This is a genomic window from Nocardia sp. NPDC127579, from assembly GCF_042672005.1.
Classification (GTDB): domain Bacteria; phylum Actinomycetota; class Actinomycetes; order Mycobacteriales; family Mycobacteriaceae; genus Nocardia.
This window is the reverse complement of record NZ_JBHXVZ010000001.1, coordinates 719,743-736,763: the sequence shown is the minus strand read 5'-3', so window position 1 is coordinate 736,763 and position 17,021 is coordinate 719,743. Positions and strand designations below refer to the sequence as shown.

16 protein-coding genes are annotated in these 17,021 nt (G+C 69.4%); 4 read left to right on the top strand and 12 right to left on the bottom strand.

The window, feature by feature from the left end; all coding sequences use genetic code 11:
* The first annotated feature begins 10 nt into the window (after nucleotides 1–10).
* Complete coding sequence (locus ACFVMC_RS02795; protein ID WP_379206271.1) at nucleotides 11–1,138, top strand: NAD(P)-binding domain-containing protein; 1,128 nt, start codon at nucleotides 11–13, stop codon at nucleotides 1,136–1,138.
* Here ACFVMC_RS02795 and ACFVMC_RS02790 read toward each other — a convergent pair.
* Both ACFVMC_RS02790 and ACFVMC_RS02785 read right to left on the bottom strand, forming a co-directional pair.
* A complete protein-coding gene (locus tag ACFVMC_RS02790; RefSeq protein ID WP_379206270.1) occupies nucleotides 1,119–1,973 on the bottom strand; it encodes an aldo/keto reductase in 855 nt (284 codons plus the stop codon). The two genes, ACFVMC_RS02795 and ACFVMC_RS02790, sit on opposite strands and share 20 nt — an antisense overlap.
* Before the next feature lie 57 nt (nucleotides 1,974–2,030).
* Nucleotides 2,031–2,669, bottom strand: coding sequence for a cysteine hydrolase family protein (locus ACFVMC_RS02785; RefSeq protein ID WP_379206268.1), 639 nt, complete (start codon nucleotides 2,667–2,669; stop codon nucleotides 2,031–2,033).
* Nucleotides 2,670–3,067: 398 nt separating this feature from the next.
* On the opposite strand from ACFVMC_RS02785, the gene ACFVMC_RS02780 reads away from it, so the two are divergent.
* Complete coding sequence (locus ACFVMC_RS02780; RefSeq protein WP_379206266.1) at nucleotides 3,068–4,288, top strand: lipase family protein; 1,221 nt, start codon at nucleotides 3,068–3,070, stop codon at nucleotides 4,286–4,288.
* Nucleotides 4,289–4,349: 61 nt separating this feature from the next.
* Here the strand turns inward: ACFVMC_RS02780 and ACFVMC_RS02775 are convergent, their stop codons facing one another.
* From ACFVMC_RS02775 to ACFVMC_RS02750, 6 genes are all read right to left on the bottom strand, one after another.
* Nucleotides 4,350–4,979, bottom strand: coding sequence for an ammonium transporter (locus ACFVMC_RS02775; RefSeq protein WP_379206264.1), 630 nt, complete (start codon nucleotides 4,977–4,979; stop codon nucleotides 4,350–4,352).
* A gap of 101 nt (nucleotides 4,980–5,080) precedes the next feature.
* Complete coding sequence (locus ACFVMC_RS02770; protein WP_379206262.1) at nucleotides 5,081–5,401, bottom strand: hypothetical protein; 321 nt, start codon at nucleotides 5,399–5,401, stop codon at nucleotides 5,081–5,083.
* Nucleotides 5,398–5,907, bottom strand: coding sequence for a YbaB/EbfC family nucleoid-associated protein (locus ACFVMC_RS02765; protein ID WP_379206260.1), 510 nt, complete (start codon nucleotides 5,905–5,907; stop codon nucleotides 5,398–5,400). Before ACFVMC_RS02765 ends, ACFVMC_RS02770 begins: the two co-directional genes overlap by 4 nt.
* A gap of 92 nt (nucleotides 5,908–5,999) precedes the next feature.
* Nucleotides 6,000–6,737: a CbiQ family ECF transporter T component gene (locus ACFVMC_RS02760; RefSeq protein ID WP_379206258.1), complete on the bottom strand. Its 738-nt coding sequence runs from the start codon at nucleotides 6,735–6,737 to the stop codon at nucleotides 6,000–6,002.
* Complete coding sequence (locus ACFVMC_RS02755) at nucleotides 6,734–8,833, bottom strand: ABC transporter ATP-binding protein (protein WP_379206257.1); 2,100 nt, start codon at nucleotides 8,831–8,833, stop codon at nucleotides 6,734–6,736. Before ACFVMC_RS02755 ends, ACFVMC_RS02760 begins: the two co-directional genes overlap by 4 nt.
* 33 nt (nucleotides 8,834–8,866) lie before the next feature.
* Complete coding sequence (locus tag ACFVMC_RS02750; protein WP_379206255.1) at nucleotides 8,867–10,333, bottom strand: flavin-containing monooxygenase; 1,467 nt, start codon at nucleotides 10,331–10,333, stop codon at nucleotides 8,867–8,869.
* Between the two features lie 118 nt (nucleotides 10,334–10,451).
* Here ACFVMC_RS02750 and ACFVMC_RS02745 point away from each other — a divergent pair, with 118 nt between their 5' ends.
* Nucleotides 10,452–11,537, top strand: coding sequence for an AraC family transcriptional regulator (locus ACFVMC_RS02745; protein ID WP_379206253.1), 1,086 nt, complete (start codon nucleotides 10,452–10,454; stop codon nucleotides 11,535–11,537).
* A gap of 3 nt (nucleotides 11,538–11,540) precedes the next feature.
* On the opposite strand, the gene ACFVMC_RS02740 is transcribed toward ACFVMC_RS02745, so the two are convergent.
* On the bottom strand, nucleotides 11,541–12,389 hold the full coding sequence (locus ACFVMC_RS02740; protein ID WP_379206252.1) for a metallophosphoesterase: 849 nt from the start codon (nucleotides 12,387–12,389) through the stop codon (nucleotides 11,541–11,543).
* Between the two features lie 142 nt (nucleotides 12,390–12,531).
* Nucleotides 12,532–13,305, bottom strand: a complete 774-nt coding sequence (locus ACFVMC_RS02735) for an RluA family pseudouridine synthase (protein ID WP_379207780.1) — start codon at nucleotides 13,303–13,305, stop codon at nucleotides 12,532–12,534.
* A gap of 124 nt (nucleotides 13,306–13,429) precedes the next feature.
* Here ACFVMC_RS02735 and ACFVMC_RS02730 point away from each other — a divergent pair, with 124 nt between their 5' ends.
* Nucleotides 13,430–13,573, top strand: a complete 144-nt coding sequence (locus ACFVMC_RS02730) for a hypothetical protein (protein WP_379206250.1) — start codon at nucleotides 13,430–13,432, stop codon at nucleotides 13,571–13,573.
* Here the strand turns inward: ACFVMC_RS02730 and ACFVMC_RS02725 are convergent, their stop codons facing one another.
* The gene (locus tag ACFVMC_RS02725; RefSeq protein ID WP_379207779.1) at nucleotides 13,574–14,590 is read right to left on the bottom strand and encodes an adenylate/guanylate cyclase domain-containing protein; all 1,017 of its coding nucleotides are present in this window, start codon (nucleotides 14,588–14,590) and stop codon (nucleotides 13,574–13,576) included.
* A gap of 76 nt (nucleotides 14,591–14,666) precedes the next feature.
* On the bottom strand, nucleotides 14,667–16,997 hold the full coding sequence (locus tag ACFVMC_RS02720) for a galactose oxidase-like domain-containing protein (protein ID WP_379206248.1): 2,331 nt from the start codon (nucleotides 16,995–16,997) through the stop codon (nucleotides 14,667–14,669).
* Between the last annotated feature and the right edge of the window lie 24 nt (nucleotides 16,998–17,021).

Genomic DNA, 17,021 nt, shown 5'->3' with positions numbered 1-17,021 from the left:
ATCACCACTCGTGCCGACAGATTTCGAGATCCTGGTGATCGGTGCTGGTCAGGCCGGACTGTCGGCGGGATACCACTTGCGGCGGCTGGGTCTGGCGCCGGAACGCGACTTCCTGATCGTCGATCACGCGCCGGGGCCGGGCGGTGCCTGGCAATTCCGGTGGCCCTCGCTCACGCTCACCACGGTCAATCGGGTGCACGATCTGCCCGGAATGTCCTTCGCCGACACCTTGCCGCCGGGTTCGCGGTCCGCGCCCGCGGCCACGGCCGTGCCGAACTATTACGCGCTGTACGAGAAGGAATTCGATCTGCGGGTGCGCCGTCAGGTGACGGTGAACGTGGTGTGCGACCGGACGTCGGAGGACCAGCATCCGGGAGTGGCCGCCGGACGCGGCGAGATCCTTACCGCCGAAACCGATTCGGCCGGAGCGCTGCGGGTCCGCGGGCTGATCAACGGCACCGGCACCTGGGAACACCCGTTCATCCCGGTCTATCCTGGCGCGGCATCGTTCAGCGGCCGGCAGCTACACACCCGCGACTATCGCAGCGCCGGGGAGTTCCGCGGCAAGCACGTGGTGGTCGTCGGCGGCGGAATCTCCGCGGTGCAGCTGCTCGACGAGATCTCCCAGGTCACCACGACCACGTGGGTCACGCGTTCGGAGCCGGTGTTCCGGGACGACGATTTCACTCCGGAAGCGGGGCGTTCGGCCGTCGCGATGGTGGAGGACCGGGTGCGGCGCGGTCTGCCGCCCGGTTCCGTGGTGTCGGTGACCGGTCTGCGCTGGGATGACCGCCTGCGCGCCGCCGACGCGCGCGGCGCCCTGCACCGCCTGCCCCTGTTCGCCGCCATCGAACCCGGCGGCGTCCGCTGGGCCGACGGTGCGTTCCAGGCGGCGGATGTGATCCTGTGGGCCACCGGATTCCGTAGCGCCCTGGATCATTTGGCGCCACTGCGGTTACGCGGCCCCGGCGGGGGCATCACCATGACCGGGCGGCTGGCCACCCAGGTCGCGGTCGATCCGCGCATCCACCTGATCGGCTACGGCCCGTCGGCGAGCACCATCGGCGCCAACCGCGCGGGGCGGGCGGCGGCGCGCGAACTCGGTGACTATCTGAGGCTCACTGGTAGCCCGCGGTGAAGGTTTCCGGGTCGGGACCGAAGCGTTCGCCGGTATCCATGGAGTCGATCGCGGCCATCTGACCTTCGTTGAGGTCGAAGCCGAACACATCGAAATTGGACGCGATCCGCGCCGGTGTCACCGACTTGGGGATGACGATCGTGCCGCGCTGCAGGTGCCAGCGAATGATGACCTGCGCCGGAGTGCGGTCGAGCTCCTCGGCGATGGCGACGATGGTGGGGTGATCGAGCAGCGTGCCCTGCCCGAGCGGGCTCCACGCCTCGGTGGCGATGGCGTTGGCGGCATGGAACTCGCGTAGCTCGCGTTGCGCCAGCCGCGGGTGTAGCTCGATCTGGTTCACCGCCGGGACCTCGCCGGTCTCGCTGATCAGCCGCTCGAGCTGGGGGATCGTGAAATTCGAGACTCCGATGGAGCGGATCCGGCCCTGTGACTTCAATGCCTGGAAGGCGCGGAAGGTGTCGACGAATTTGCCCGCGACCTCGACCGGCCAGTGGATCAGGTACAGATCCAGATAGTCCAGGCCCAGCTTTTCCATGCTGACGTCGAAGGCGCGCAGCGTGGAGTCATAGCCCTGCTCGGAGTTCCACAGCTTGGTCGTGACATAGACCTGGTCGCGGGGCAGTGCCGAATCGTGGATGGCGCGGCCGGTGCCCTCCTCGTTCGCGTAGATCGCGGCGGTATCGATGCTGCGGTACCCCACCTCGAGCGCGGTTGCCACCACCTCGGTCACCTCGTCGGACGGCACCTGGAAGACACCGAACCCGAGCTGCGGGATCACGTTCCCGTCATTCAGGATGATCGAGGGGATAGCGCTGGTCTCGCTTTTGAAAGTCACTGTTCCGACCGTAGAAGTGCGATGCCCGCCCGTCAACGAACGACCCAGGTGTGTTGGTTACCCGACCAGGGCGGGGATCAGGGTGGCGCTGTCGGTGACGATCGCATGTCCCTGGAACTCGAAATCCGCGTACGCGCGTTCCATCGCCTCCTTGTCGCGGCCGCCGACGGCGTCGCTGACCACGATCGGGATGAAACCGAGATCGGTGGAATGGGTGACGGTGGGCGCGATGCCGATCTCGAGCGCGACGCCGACCACGGCGTAGGCGTGGATCCCCAGATCGCGCAGGGTGGCGGCCAGGGGCGTGCCTTCGAACGCGGACATGGTGGTCTTGTCGAACACGACTTCGTCCGGCCGGGGCCGCAGCTCGGGTACCAGCTCGAAGCCCGGAGTGTCGCGCTGGAGAATGGGTTTCACGTCGGCGACCGAGTCCACGCCCTGCCAGTTCATGGCCATGCGCAGCGCGAAACGGCCGCTCAGGCGCAGAGGCAGGAAGAAGTGGCGCAGGAAGATGACGGGATAGCCGCCGGCGCGGGCGGCCTCGACGACCCGGACCACACGTTCGATGATCTCGGGGCCGTCGGGCAGTTGGGCGAGCACGCCGACCTGCATGTCGTAGACGACCAGGGCGAGCTTCTCGGGAGCGCACAGGTCGGCGTGTCCCTCGGGTATGTCCAGGCCGTTGCCGAACCGCATGGCGGGGGCCTCCTTCCTCGATCGTGCGCCGAATCCGTTGCGCACCGGGCACTTTCGATCACTGTAGCCGCCGCCGACGTGGACCGGCGGTCTGGTTGCCGTTGTTTGTCCCGTTGTCGCAGGTCACGCGGGAGGCTACGGTCGAGTGACCTCGAGGTGGCGGCCGTCCGTGCCCCCGACGGCTGGCGCCTCGAACGATTCTGGAGCCGAGGATGAGCGCGATACCTCGCTGGCTGCCCGTGCCGCCGAATCCGGTGGCGACACTTCGATCAGCTTGGGCCGCGCGCGGCGGGGGTACGCGTACCCTCTCTCCGGTGACTGGCTACCGAATAGCTACTTCCACGCGTTTCGGATCACGAACCGGTCACGCGAGGCTTGCCGCACCGCGGACCGGCGCGGTGCGCCGCCGGGGGATTTTCCCGCTGCTCGCGGCGGCCCTGTTGGCGGTCACCTTCCTGCTCACAGGCATCTCGCCGGCGCATGCGGCACCGCCGGCGCATCCCGATGCCGATCCGTTCTACGCCGAACCGGCCGGACTGGCCGCCGCGGCGAACGGGGCGGTGCTGAAGTCGCGGTCGATCGCGCTGTTCGGGTTGCCGCTCCCGGTTCAGACCTGGCAATTGCAGTATCGCACCACGGATTCGGCGGACCGGCCCACCGCGGGGATGACCACGGTGCTGGTCCCGAACACCACGTGGACCGGCTCGGGCGCGCGTCCGCTGCTGTCCTATCAGATCGCCGAGGACAGCCTGGGCACCCGCTGCGCGCCGTCCTACACGCTGCGCGGCGGCCTGCCGGTCGGGCTCAACACCCTGACCGACATGCCGTTCATCGCCGCCGCGCTGCTGCGCGGCTGGGCCGTGGTCATCAGCGATTACGAAGGGCCGGAGTCCCGCTTCCTGGACGGCGTGAACTCCGGTCGCGGTGTACTCGACGGCATCCGCGCGGCCCGCGATTTCGCGCCCGGCGGGGTCGGTGCCGCGAGCCCGATCGGAGCCTACGGCTATTCCGGCGGCGCGTTCGCGACATTGTGGGCCGCGCAGCTGCAACCCGCCTACGCGCCGGATGTGCCGTTCGCCGGGGTTGCGGCCGGCGGTGTCCCCGCTGATCTGCCCGCGATCGCACGCGGCGTGGAAGGCGGGGTGCAGGCCGGACTGGCGCTGCTCATCGTGCATACCGTGGTGCGCAACACGCCCGAGGCCGGGGTAGCCGACCTGCTCAACGAGCGCGGCCGCGCCATGCTGGCCGAAGACGCGCACGCCTGCGGCGAGGAACTGGTCGTGAAGTATCACGGCACCCGGGTCGCCGAGTACGCCGCGATCCCGGATCTGCTGGGCCATCCGGCTTTTCGCGCCGCGACCGCGCGCCAGGAACTCGGTGGCGTCGCCCCGGCCACACCGCTGTATCTGTACCACAGCCGAACCGACGACGTGATCCCGCTCGCGGGGTTCACCGCCCTGGTCGATCGCTACTGCGCACAGGGCGCGGCAGTCACCGCCTCGGTGTCGGAGTTGCCCGGCCACAATCCCTCGGCGGTCGGCGAGTTCCCCGGTGCGTCGAACTTCCTCGCGGATCGTTTCGCGGGCGTGCCCGCCGCGTCGGGTTGTCCCCGCCGCTGAAAGAGACACGGCGCGTACCGGTTACCGGTACGCGCCGCATCCGAGGGGTGGGACAGATGGTCTACTTGGCCGAGGCCCACTTGGTGGTGCCGTCGGGTGCGTTCAGTGTCTGCACCAGTTCGATGCCCGCGATGATCAGTGTCGGCCCGCCCGCGACGATGGTGCCGACCAGGCCGCCGATGGCCGCGCCGGTCACGATGGTCGCGAGCCCGAACGCGCCGCCGAGGAACCCGACCAGCCCGATGCCCGCGCCGATGACGGTGCCGAGGAAGCCGCCGATGGCGGTGGCGACCGCCAGTTGTGAGGTGAACTGGTCCATGGCGTACTGATTTTCGACCGGGGAGGCGATCGGGCCGACCGGGGTGGCCCGGGCGATATCCCTGACCGCGGTCAGTTCCAGGGTGCGGCCCTCATCCCGAAGAGTGTGCGGCAGCGGGAATTCCAGGCCGTCGTAGCGCACCGACAGCGGCAGTCGGAGCACCGCGTTGCCGTGCATGTCGGTGATATCCACGGTGTTGCCGGTGAGTTCGAACGAGCCGCCGGTCAGCGTGGTGATGATTTTCTCGCCGACCAGTTTCGTCTCGTATCCGATGTGCGGCGCGGCGGCCGGTTCCGCGGTGGCGGAGCCGGATCCGAGGGCGACCGCGACCAGGAGAGCGGCTGCGGCCGTTGTGATCTTGCGAAGGGACATTTCACTAAATCTACCGTGTCGAACAGTGCTGAGCCCCCGAAATTCGGGGCATACCAAGAGGTTTGGAACACTGTCGAATCAGATTATTCGGAATGAGGATTTCAGATCTGACTTTTCGCCTTTTCCAACGCCTTGGAATTGGCCTCGTCCTGCTTCTGGAAAGCCTCGGCGATCGAATCGACGCCGCCCGCCAGGGATTCCACACATTTGCTGAGCGATTCGATGCCCTTCAGGCCGGATTCGGCATCGGGCACGTATTTCTGCGCGAAGTTGGTGCCGATCTCGTCGGATCCCCAGCACTCGCCCTCGGCGTCGACCACGCTGCGCACATTCGCGATCGCGGTGAGCACCTTGTCGGCGACGGTCGAGATCCCGGGCTTGGTCGCCTTCAGCGCGTCCGGGTCGACCTTCAGCGTGGTCATCGCCCACCCTCCAGATAGGAACGATTGCGGTAGTACTCCTCCTCGGCCTCCGGATCGGGCTCGACCGGCTCCGGCGCGACGGCCGCGGCGTCGGGCTCGAGCAGCGTCCGCACCAGATCCTTGATGCTGGGCGCGCCGGGGACCAGATCGGGCAGGTCGGGAATCTCGGTGCCCAGGCGTTCGACCGCGCTGAACGCGGCCTGCGCCGCCGCGGCCGCCTGCGCGGCGGCCGCCTGCGTGGCCTCGGTGATGGAATTCCCCAGCTTCTCCGGCGTACTGCGCTTGAACGCCTCCGGCTCGAGGTGCACCTCGGTCGGCACGCCGGCGGAATTGGCGGTGACCCGGACCAGGTTGTCGGTGGACCAGGCGGTGACGGTGGCCGTGGCCAGCCGCGCCTGGGCCTGCGCGAACTCGCGCTGCTGCTCCTCGAAGGTGGCCAGCAGCGCGTCCACCTCCCCGCGCAACGCGTCGTTGCGGGCGCGTAGCGCCTCGCCCTCCATACCCATGCCTTTTTCCCCTCGGTCCGGCTCCGTCATCCATTGGCTCTGTCACTTTTTTGGACGTGGCGCGACGGCAATCGGTTCCCAGTGTGCCGGGTTCAGATCAGTGAGTCGAGCAGCAGGGTGCCCGCGCACACCGCCACCACCAGCGCCAGTGCGACACCGTCGCGACGGGTCGGCGCGCTGGGCCGGGCGGTGAGCTGCCCGGTGCCGCCGCGCGCGGTGATCGCCTCGCCGAGTTCGCTGGCCCGGCGCGTGGCCACCGCCATCGCGGCGGTCAGGATATCGATGAGCGCGGCATCGGCGGCACGTTCCAGCAGCCGCTCCTTCGGACGGAGCTTGCGCGCCGCGCGCAGCAGCCGGATCTCCTCCAACAACAGCGGCAGACTGCGCAGCATGAGGGCGACCACGACCGCCCACTCGTCCACCGGCAGCCGAAGCCGGCGCAGCGGCGCGCCGAGGGTGGCCAGGGCGGGGGCGATCTCACCCATGGGCGTGGTCCACGCGATCAGCAGCGACGCCGCCACCAGGATCAAGCCGAACACAGTGAGCTGAAGGAAGGTCATGACCGCCGCGAGCCCGACGGTCAGATTGACCAGCACGCCCGCGCCGACCAGCGCCCAGAACGCGAGCGGCAGCCGCGGCACGGTATTGAGCGGCAGTTTGGCCACCGCGCCGATCGCGAGCAGGAACACCGTCATCAGCCCGAGCATCGGCCAGGTCGGCCGATACATCAGCACCACGCTGAGCACCAGGACCGCGATCATCTTGGTCCCCGCCCACAGCCCGTGCACCGGACTCGTCGCCGGTACCTGGCGGAACAACACCATGCTCATGCCGTGCCTCCCTGCTCCAGCCGCCAGACCGGATCGGCCGCGCGCTCCGGCGCGGTATCGGATTGCCAGGCCTGCGCCGGATCCGGCTCCAGGATGTGCCCGGCCGCGAGGTGCACCGTGCGATCGCAGACCGCGGCCATGTCCTCGACATCGTGCGAGATCACGATCAATGTCAGCCCCGAATCCCGCAGGTGCGCGAGCAGTTCCACGATATCGGCGCGACCGCCCGGATCCAACCCGGCCAACGGTTCGTCCAGGACCACCACCTCCGGGCGGCAGGTCGCGATCGCCGCCAGCACCACCCGCTTGGCCTGGCCGCCGCTGAGCCGCTCGATCGAGTGGGTGACCATGTACCGGTCCAGGCTGACCGCGTCCAGCGCCCGCCCCGCCGCGCCGGACCCCTTGGCCCGCCCGCCCCAGTCCGCGATCTCCTCGCCGACCGTCTGCTTCTGCAACTGCAATCGGGAGTGCTGGAAGGCCAGCTGGATCCGGCCGACCTGGGTGTGCACCGGCTTGCCGGACAGTTCGCAGGTGCCCGACGTCGGCTCCAGCAGGCCCGCCAGAATCCAGGCGAGCGTCGACTTGCCGGAACCATTACCGCCCACCACCAGCAGCGCCTCGCCGCGGCGCACCGTCAGATCGATACCGTGCAGCGCCGCGGCCTCCCACGGGGTGTGGCAGTTGTAGGTGTAGCGGACATCGTGCAGGCGCAGCAGCGGCGCACCCATCGGCCGGCGGCGGTCGTCCCGAGCCGGGCGCGGCCAGACCGGCAGGCGGTCGACGGCGCGGCCACCGGCCAGATGCACCACCCGGTCGGCAGCGGACGCGTCGGCCTCGTGGTGGGTCACCAGGACCACCGCCATCCGATGCCGGGTGGGCAGGTCGGCCAGCAGCGCCACCAGTTCCCGGCGACCGTCGGGATCGATCATCGACGTGGCCTCGTCGGCGATGAGCAGCGCGGGCCGCCGGGCCAGCGCCGCCGCGACGGCGAGGCGCTGCTGCTGGCCGCCGGACAGGGTTGCCGTCTCCTTGCCGCCCAGACCCGCCAGCCCCACCTCGGTGAGCAGGCCCTCGACATCGACCTGCCCGGCCAGCTCGGCCGGCAGCCCCCACACCACGTCGTCGGCGACCAGCACACCCAGCGTCTGGCTCTCGGGGCGTTGCAGCACCAGCGCGGTGCCGCCCAGATGTCCGAGCCCCGCCGAGCCCGGCCGTTCGACGACGCCCGTGGTCGGCGGCAGTCCCGCCAGGATCCGGGTCAGCGTGGACTTGCCCGAGCCGTTGTGGCCGACCACCGCGACGAATTCACCGACCCGCACCGACAGGTCGATATCGCGCAGCGCGGGTGTTTCGGCCCCCGGATAGCAGAATCCCGCGCCGCGCAGGGTGACCGGCAGCGGATCGATCGGCCGGTCGTCGACCGGTGCGTCCAGCCGGTCCGTGCTGGGCAGCCAGGCCAGCCGGTCCAGCACCGCACCGAGAATGAACCAGGACACCAGCGCCGTGACCACGATGCCGACGGCGACTGTCGCGCCGATATAGATCCACCAGCCGCGCAGGACCGCCACGGTGACCTCGGTGATGGTCTGTCCGAGCGGGGCCAGGGGCGGCACCTTGTCGATGATCTTCTGCGCGCCGTTGGCGCTTTCGCGGATGGCGTCGAAGATCAGGCCGCGGGTCCGCCCGAACACCAGCAGTAGGCCGACCGCGAACACGCCCCAGGCCAGCCCGGCCAGCGTCGACAGTCCGAGTACCGAGAAGAAGCCGCGCCCGCGGCGTTTGACCCCGCCGATGATCCCGCCGACGGTGGCGGTGCCGAGTATGCCGATCGCGGGCAGCAGTCCGGCCGCGACGAAGGTGACCAGGGTGGCCGCCACCGTGGTGGTCGCCACCGCGCGCAGCCGGTATCGGTGCGCCAGAATGCCCAGGGGCACCGCCGCCACCAGCTGGAGGGCCGCCGCGAACGGCACCACCGATCCGATGGTGACCAGGCCGACCATCACCCCGCCCAGCACCGCCCCGGTCGCCAGCTCGATCGGCCGCAGCGGGCCGTGGTCGGGGGCGCCGGGCGGTGGCGCGGTCGTCAGCTCATGCACGGGTTCAAGTCTGCCAGTGCGCGCGGGCCGGGCTCAGCCAGCGCGGGTAAGGGTGTAGTCGCCGGGGTTCAGCGTGCGGACCCGGCGGCGGTAGCTGGTCTGTGAGCCGGGCCAGTTGTTGGTGATCCGGCCGGAGGCGGTGCGGTACCAGCTGGTGCAGAAGTTCCAGGGCGTGCGGGCCAGCCGCTGCTGCAACGCGGTGTTGTATGCCTGCTCCAGATCCGGGCGCACCTCGAGAAAGTGGCCGGGGCGGTCGGCGAGATATTGGACTGCCTGGCGGATGTAGCGGGCCTGCGATTCCATCATGTAGATGATGGAGCCGACGCCGAGGTTGGTGTTCGGCCCGTAGACCAGGAACAGATTCGGGAAGTCCGGCACCGTGATGCCGTAGTAGGCGTGCGCGCCGCCGGACCAGGCGTCGGCGAGCTTGCGGCCGCCGCGACCGAAAATCCGCATGGGCCAGAGGAATTCGGTGCCCTTGAAGCCGGTGCCGTAGATGATCACGTCGGCGGCGTGCAGCGCGCCGTCGGCGGTGCGCACGCCTTCGGGCACGATCTCCGCGATGGCGGTGGTCTCGACGCGCACATTGGATTGGGTGAGCGCCGGGTAGTAGTCGTTGGAGAACAGGCCGCGCTTGCAGCCGATCGGATAGTCGGGGGTGAGCTTGGCGCGCAGTTCGGGATCGGCCACCTGGTTGCGCAGTTGCCGCGCCGCCAGACTCGCCACCAGCCGCGCGATCGCCGGGAATTCGACCAGGCCCAGCGAGATGAATTCCGCGATGGCCCACCAGCCGAACCGTTCGGCGAGCAGCGCGCCGGGCAGGCGGGCGAACAGCCGATGCTGGAGCGGGGAGTAGTCGGTGTCGAACTTGGGGATGACCCAGGCCGGGGTGCGCTGGAACAGGGTGAGCTCGGCGACTTGCGGTTGGATCTCCGGAATGTATTGGACGGCACTGGCTCCGGTGCCGATGCAGGCGACGCGCTTACCGGTCAGCTCGACGTCCGCGTTCCATTCGGCGGAGTGGAAGGCCGGACCGGCGAAGCTGTCGACGCCGGGGATCGCGGGCAGCGCGGGCCGGGACAGCTGGCCGACCGCCGAGATGAGTATGTCGCAACCGCGCTCGGCGCCGTCGGCGGTGTGCACGGTCCAGCGCGCGGCGGCCTCGTCGAATTCGCAATCGGTGACCTCGGCGCCGAACACGATGGCTTCGCGCAGCCGGTGCCGTTCGGTGACGCCGCGCAGGTACTCGTGGATCGCCGCGCGCCCCGAATAGCGTTGCGGCCAGTCCGGTTTCGGTTCGAAGGAGTAGGAGTACAGCGGCGAGGGCACATCGCAGGCCGCGCCCGGATAGACGTTCTCCCGCCACACCCCGCCCAGGTCGGCGGTCCGCTCCAGGATGGTGATATCGCGAAAGCCGTTGCGCCGCAGTTCGATCGCCATGCCGATGCCGCCGAATCCGGCGCCGATGACGATGATCGAGGGCCCGCTGCCAGTACTCATGAGATGCTGCCTGCTGGTCGATGCTGTGCGCCGGTCCGCGATCCGCCGCTCAGACTGCTCCCTACTACTCTAGGGGCGGGCGCGGAGTCGATCGACAATTTCGGCCATAATGGGTCGCATGTCCTCCGATCTCGCGTCCGCCGATCCGCGGCGGGTCGGCGATCCCGGGATCCGCGACTGGAACTTCCCGCGCGGGATCGCCAGCGTCGCGCTCATGACCGCCTACGCGGGCGAGCACGGGGTGCCCGCCGCGCGCATGCTGGCCGGGACCGGGCTGGCCGAATCGGCGCTGCACGACCCGGACGCACAGATCGACGCGCACCTGGAATTGGCGGTGATCCGGAATCTGGTGCGCGAACTGGCGCAGGTGCCCGCGCTCGGCGTCGAGGTCGGCCGCCGCTACCGGATCACCACCTTCGGCATCTTCGGCTTCGCGTGTGTCAGCAGCCCGACGCTGGGCGAGGCGATCGCGTTCGCGTTGCGCTACCTGGATCTCAGTTTCACCTTTTGCCTGCCGGTCGCCGAATGGAGCCCGGGGGAGTTCGTGGCGGCGGTGCACGACGAGGCGGTCCCCGCCGATGTCCGCCAGTTCCTCGTCGAGCGCGATGTGGCCGCCATGCACCGGGTGATGACCGACCTGCTCGGGGTACCGCTACGTCTGACCAGGGCCGAATTCCGTTTCCCGGAACCGGTTTACGCCGATCGGATCGAGGAGTTCACGGGCGTGCCGCCTCGGTTCGGGAAGGCGCGCAATCTGTTCGCGCTGGATCCGGCCGTGCTGGCGCAGCCGCTGCCCCAGGCCAACGAGCACACCTGGGCGATGTGCCTGGCGCAGTGCCGGGATCTGGTGGATCGGCGCCGCGCCCGCACGGGTATCGCGGCCCAGGTGCGTGAACTGCTGGTGCCCGGCGGCGCCGAGGGATTCTGCGCGCCGCCCGGAATCGACGCCGTGGCAGCCGATCTCAGAATGAGCACGCGTACCCTGCGCCGGCACCTGGATGCCGCGGGGACCAGTTATCGCGCGCTGCTGGACGAGGTGCGCCGCGCGCTGGCCGAGGAAATGCTCACCGCCACACCGCTTTCGGTGAGCGATGTGGCGATCCGGCTGGGCTACGCGGAGTCGTCCACCTTCATCTACGCGTTCAAACGCTGGACCGGGAACACCCCCGCCGCCTACCGCCGGGAGCGGGCCGCGCTGCGGTGAGACTCAGACATGCAGCGTCGGGTGCGGTTGCGGCTCGGTGGGCAGCACGCTGATCCGCCCGTTCATCGGGACACTGCGGAAATGCGTTGTGATGCGGTGATTCTCGATGACATGCAGGGCGATCGCCGGATCCGGCGCGTAGTCCATGACGTGGTCGGGAAGTTCGAGCTCCCACTCGCCGCCCAGCACCGATGCGGTGCTCGGCGCCGCCAGCATCGGCTTGCCCGCGAACGTGGTCGCCGCCGCGGAGTGGGCATGGCCGGTGAGCACGCCGAGAATCCGATCGTCGCCGCCGACCACCTCGGCCAGCCGATCCGGATCGGCCAGGGCGATCACGTCGACGACCGGGCTGAACAGCGGAGCGGGCGGATGATGCATGGCCAGCAGAATCGGGCTGTCGGCGGGCGCGCCGCGCAGCACCTCGCGCAGCCAGTCGTAGGTCTCGGGGGCGAGGCGTCCACCCGAGTCGCCGGGAATCGACGAATCCAGCAGGGCCACGGTCACTCCGGTCGTCGCGCTCGGCGCACCGACCCAGGCGACCTGGTTGATCGGGGTGGTGGCGGCGGGTTCGCCGAGCAGGCCGGTGCGGAACGCGGCACGGTCGTCGTGATTGCCGGGCAGGAAGTAGAGCGGGATGTCCGAGGGCCCGGCCGACGGCGTGGGCAGACCCAGAGTCGCCGCGGCCTGCGCGTACTGACCGGGCCGGCCGGAATCGGTGATGTCGCCGGTGATGATGACCGCGTCGGGTCGATGCCGCAGGGCCGACAGAAACCGCATCACCCGCGCGGCGCGTTCGGCGTTGCGGTCGCCGAGATCGAAGTGTGTATCGCTGACCTGAGCCACCAGGATCATCGGCATCCGCTTTCTCTGGGGGTCGCTCCATTGCGTTTCGCCAGTGCGCGCAGGCGCTACTCCAGGCTAAGTGACCTGGGCATTATCCGTCGCCATGAGGCTCACCACGCGTGCCGCCGAGCCGGTCGATCGGTGACGGCAGTCACATCGGCGGATCGGTCCAGGTCGCCATCGCGGACTCGCCGCGCGCGAGCGCCTCGTCCGGATCGGTGTCGATCGGGGCCCAGAAATCCGGACCCGGCGCGGCGGTGAGCCGCAGCTCCGGCGGGGTGCGCCAGTCCGCGGTCAGCCCGAGCCGCCAGGAATGCAGATGCGCCCGGGCATGCGCGCCTGATCGGTCGAAGAGCGGATCGCCCACGATGGGATGACCGATCCAGGCCAGGTGCACTCGGATCTGATGCCGACGACCGGTCACCGGGCGCAGCGCCAGCACCGCCTGTGTCGCGGTACGCGCGAGCGTCGTGAAGTGGGTGATCGAGGGATAGTTCTTGCCGTCGAGGACGTCGGCATCGTCGACATACCAACGGCCGGAACCGGATTCGCGGATAGTCTCGCGCGGTGCGGCGATTCGCACCCGGTTCTTGCGGCCCACGCTCAGCGGCAGCTCGATGACGCCGTGATCGGGCAGGTCAGGGTCGTCCACGATCGCCAGGTACGCCTTGTCCGCGGTCTGCTTGTTGAACTGGCGGGTGAGCTGGCCGTGTGCCGCGAGTTCGCGGGCCAGCAGGATCAAGCCCGAGGTCACCTTGTCGATTCGGTGCACCGGGTACAGGGTCTCACCCGCAGCGGCGGCCAGCTGAACGAGATCGGTGTCGTGTCGCTCGCCGGTGACCGAGATTCCGGCGGGTTTGTTCAACGCGAGGATCGCCGTGTCTTCGTCGACGAGATAGCGTTCGCGCAGCTCCGGCCAGTTCATCTCCACCCGGTGAGCTTAATCGGGCGGCGGAAATGCCTCACCGCGCGCCGGAGCGGACATATTCTGGCCGTGCCCGCTTTTCCGAATTCCGAGACCGTGTCTCGGCCGCGAGTAGGAGAGTGTCGTGAGCAGTAGCGAAACCGAAGCGGGGAAGAAGCAGGTCGGTAACGGGGCCAAGGACGCGCCGAAGAAGGAGACGGGTCAGCGGCCGGCGGGGACGGCGGCCCGGCCGAAGCCGAGCATGATGCCGCGTAAGAAGCCCGACTGATCAGCCGTTCTTGCCGCGGAGCACGTGCGGGCGCAGCCGGTTGAAGCCCCGCACGCGCACGCTGCGCAGGTGCCGGATGTCGAACTCGGGTTTTCCGGCGAGTTCCGCGGCAGCGGCGTCGTCGACCAGGATGGTGCCGGGGCGCGCGACGCCGGTCAGCCGGGAAGCCGTGTTCACCACCGAGCCGTACAGGTCGCCGAAACGCTGGAGGACCGGGCCGTAGGCCACGGCCACCCGCAGGTCGGGGGTACCGCCGACCATCATGGTCGACTCCTGGATGGCCAGTGCGATGCGTGCGGCGTCCTCGGCCGTCTCGGCCGCGAACATGACTTCGTCGCCCACGTTCTTGATCACCCAGCCGCCGTTGTCGGTGATCGCGGCGGTGGTGGTGGATTCGAACGCCTCCAGCAGCATGGACAGTTCGTCGGGGTGCAGGTGGCGGGTGAGCCGGGTATAGCCGACCATATCGGCGAAGCCGACGGCCAGCTCGCGGGTGGAATCCTCGGCGGGGGTACTGCCGCCGTCGATGGAGCGGGCCAGGGCCGCGGCCAGGTGACGGCGCCAGGCGTAGGTCTGCAATTCCTCGAGCACCGCGATGGTCGCCTCGGTGGCGGCGCGGGCTGTCTCGGTGGGATCGACCTCCTCGCCGTTGTGCGCGGCCTTGGCGATCCGGGTGACGATCTCCGACAGCACCAGGTCGGCCTGCCACTCCGCGAGCCGGGCCATGCTCTGGCCCAGGGTGCGCGCGGCCGCGGCCTGCTGGCGTACGCCCGCGGCGGCGACCACGCCCATACCGCGGAAGCTGCGCACCGCCTCGATATCGGCCTCGGTGTATTCGACGGCATCGTCGTCGGGGTTGGCGGGGAAACCGAGCGCTGTCCACAGCCGCTTGGAGACCTCGGTCGGCACGCCGGACCGTTCGGCCACCTCACGGCGGTTGTACCGGCGTGTCCCGTCCAGCAGATGGGACTCCACCACCTGCTGGACGAGCTCCGACATCTGCTTGTCCTCCATGATCGTCACCTTACGGCCAGGGGGTGAACCGGCGCCCGCATCGACAGCGCGTTGGGCGACTTCACAGGGCCCCGGTGAGTCAGGTCAGCTGGAGCCACCGTCCAGTGGTGGGAACACCCACGGTGTTCACCGCGAACACCAGGTACCAGCCGGGCGGTGCCAGTGCGGGATCCGACGGCAGGGTCAGGGTGATCGACCCCGGGCCCGCGCCGGTGTAGGCGATATCGACCAGGCGCTGCTCGTTGTCGGCGGAGTGCGTGGTCGCGCCGGGCCGGACCAGATTGATCTCGCGCAGTGGCGCGTCGACCGTCGCGGTCACCGTCGAGCCGTACCCGGCGGTGTCGGCGTCGAGCCGAAGATCCGGTCGTGGACCCCGGAAAAGGTAAGGCGGCCAATAGATTTCGATTCGCAGCTCTTCGGTCTTGCGGGCCGGGTTCGAGCCCGCGGTCACCACCTTGCCGTCGGGGGTGAGCAGCGCGATCGAATGGTAGAGCCGGGCGATGCGCGATGGGCCGGTATGCATCCAGGCACCCTGCGCGGGATCGAAGATCTCGGCGTGCGGCGGCGCGGCGTGCGCCATCTCCTCCATGCCGGAACCACCGGTGGCCAGGACCGTCCGATCGGGCAGCAGGACCGCGCACAGGTGCATGCGGGCGTGCTCCATCGGCGGCCCGGCCGCGTACCCGGGGGTCGGCGCCTTCAGGTCGACGATCCGGGTGTCCGCCAAAGCCGGTGCGGGACTGTGCATATCGAAACCACCGCCGCCCAGGATCATGACTCGCTGATCCTGGGCGGGTGGTAGCAGCACGCTGGCGGACTGGTTGCGTGAACCGGGCTCGGCCAGGCCCGGTACCTCCTGGACCGCTCCGGTGCTCGGATCCCAGATACTCGGGCGCATACCGTTGTTCGCGCCGTACTGACCGCCGGTATAGAACACCCGGCCGTCCGCGAGCAGGATCAGATGGCCGTACATGGGGATCGGGCCGGGGATCGGCAACTGGGTCCAGGTGCCGGTGGCGCGGTCGAAGCGCTCCGGCACCACGGACAGGAAGTTGTCGGCGCCGAGACCGGACACGGCGACGGCGTTACCGTCGGGCATGGTCACCAGCGAGGGGTACCACCGGCCGAATGTCATGTCCGGTACCGGATTCCAGGTCAGGGCGGCCGGGTCGAAGACCAGCGCGTCCTTCAGGCCGTAGAACGGGTCGTAGCGCTCGGTGCCACCGGCGGCCAGCAGCCGCCCGTCCGGCAGGAAGGTCTGTCCGACACAGAACAGATCGATGGGTGTGTCCGGCGCCGCCAGCCCGGGGCGCGGATAATGCCAGACCCGCGTCCGGAATTGGTGTGCGTTGTGCAGGTCGGGGTCGTTGCCGGAACCGGCGAAGAACAGCACGTCGCCGGTGTGCAGCAGCGCGGCGTGCACGGGATTGATCTCGGTGCCGTAGTCCAGGATCCGCCAGAGGCCCAGATGCGCGGCATGCTCGAGATCGGTCTGCACCGGAAGGACCTGGAGGTAGCCGGTATTCGGCCCGGGCGGGTTGTCGATGGTGCAGAGCACCAGTTCCGGCAGCCCTGCGGTCGGGCGCAGTGCGACGGCCGCGCCCTGGTTCTCGTGGAAGCCCCACGGCAACTCGGTCCAGCCACTCCAGCCGTCGAGGCAATGGCCGGTGCCGTCCAGACCCCAGCCGATCGTGTACACGCCCGAATTCGGGCCGCCGGGATTGTCCACCGCGAAAACCAGCAGCGCGGGACGGCCATCGCCCTGCGGATTGTCCGCGACCGTGATTCCGGCGCCCTGGTTCTCCCACCCGTACCAGTCGGGCACGGCCACCCACGGCGTCCACTCGGCCACGGCGCCCTCGGCGGTCAGGCCCTTGGCCAGGCGGAACTGGCCGGTGTTCGGCCCCTGCGGATTGTCGACGGCCAGCACCACCAGCGTGGGCTGTCCGTCGATGCGGGTGAGCGCGATATCGGCGCCCTGGTTCTCCCAGCCGTACCAGTCCGGCACCGGTTGCCAGGGCGTCCAGCCACCGGTGACCTGTCCATCGGGCGCCAGATCCCGCCCGATCCGGAAGTAGCCCTGGTTCTGGCCCGGCGGGTTGTCGACCACGAAGACGACCAGATCCGGGCGGCCGTTACCGCTGAGATCGGCGAGCGCGATCCCGGCGCCCTGGTTCTGCCAGCCGAACCACTCCGGCACGGCCAGCCACGGCCCCCACTGCCCGACCGTGCCGTCCGCCGCCAGCCCCGCCCCGACCCGATACCATCCAGCGTTCTGCTCCTGCGGATCGTCGACCATGAGCACCACGACATCCGGTGTGCCGTCCCCGGTTACATCGGCGACCGCGATCCCGCAATCCTGATTCTCGGCCGCGAACCACTCCGGAATCGGAACCAATTCTCCTGCCACGCATCCATAGTCGGCTGTCGCACC

Excerpts from the sequence above, each read along its gene's own strand:
- ACFVMC_RS02785 (WP_379206268.1), bottom strand. The coding sequence starts at position 2,669 with ATGCGGTTCGGCAACGGCCTGGACATACCCGAGGGACACGCCGACCTG.
- ACFVMC_RS02775 (WP_379206264.1), bottom strand. The coding sequence starts at position 4,979 with ATGTCCCTTCGCAAGATCACAACGGCCGCAGCCGCTCTCCTGGTCGCG.
- ACFVMC_RS02770 (WP_379206262.1), bottom strand. The coding sequence starts at position 5,401 with ATGACCACGCTGAAGGTCGACCCGGACGCGCTGAAGGCGACCAAGCCC.
- ACFVMC_RS02765 (WP_379206260.1), bottom strand. The coding sequence starts at position 5,907 with ATGGGTATGGAGGGCGAGGCGCTACGCGCCCGCAACGACGCGTTGCGC.
- ACFVMC_RS02760 (WP_379206258.1), bottom strand. The coding sequence starts at position 6,737 with ATGAGCATGGTGTTGTTCCGCCAGGTACCGGCGACGAGTCCGGTGCAC.
- ACFVMC_RS02750 (WP_379206255.1), bottom strand. The coding sequence starts at position 10,333 with ATGAGTACTGGCAGCGGGCCCTCGATCATCGTCATCGGCGCCGGATTC.
- ACFVMC_RS02745 (WP_379206253.1), top strand. The coding sequence starts at position 10,452 with ATGTCCTCCGATCTCGCGTCCGCCGATCCGCGGCGGGTCGGCGATCCC.
- ACFVMC_RS02740 (WP_379206252.1), bottom strand. The coding sequence starts at position 12,389 with ATGATCCTGGTGGCTCAGGTCAGCGATACACACTTCGATCTCGGCGAC.
- ACFVMC_RS02735 (WP_379207780.1), bottom strand. The coding sequence starts at position 13,305 with ATGAACTGGCCGGAGCTGCGCGAACGCTATCTCGTCGACGAAGACACG.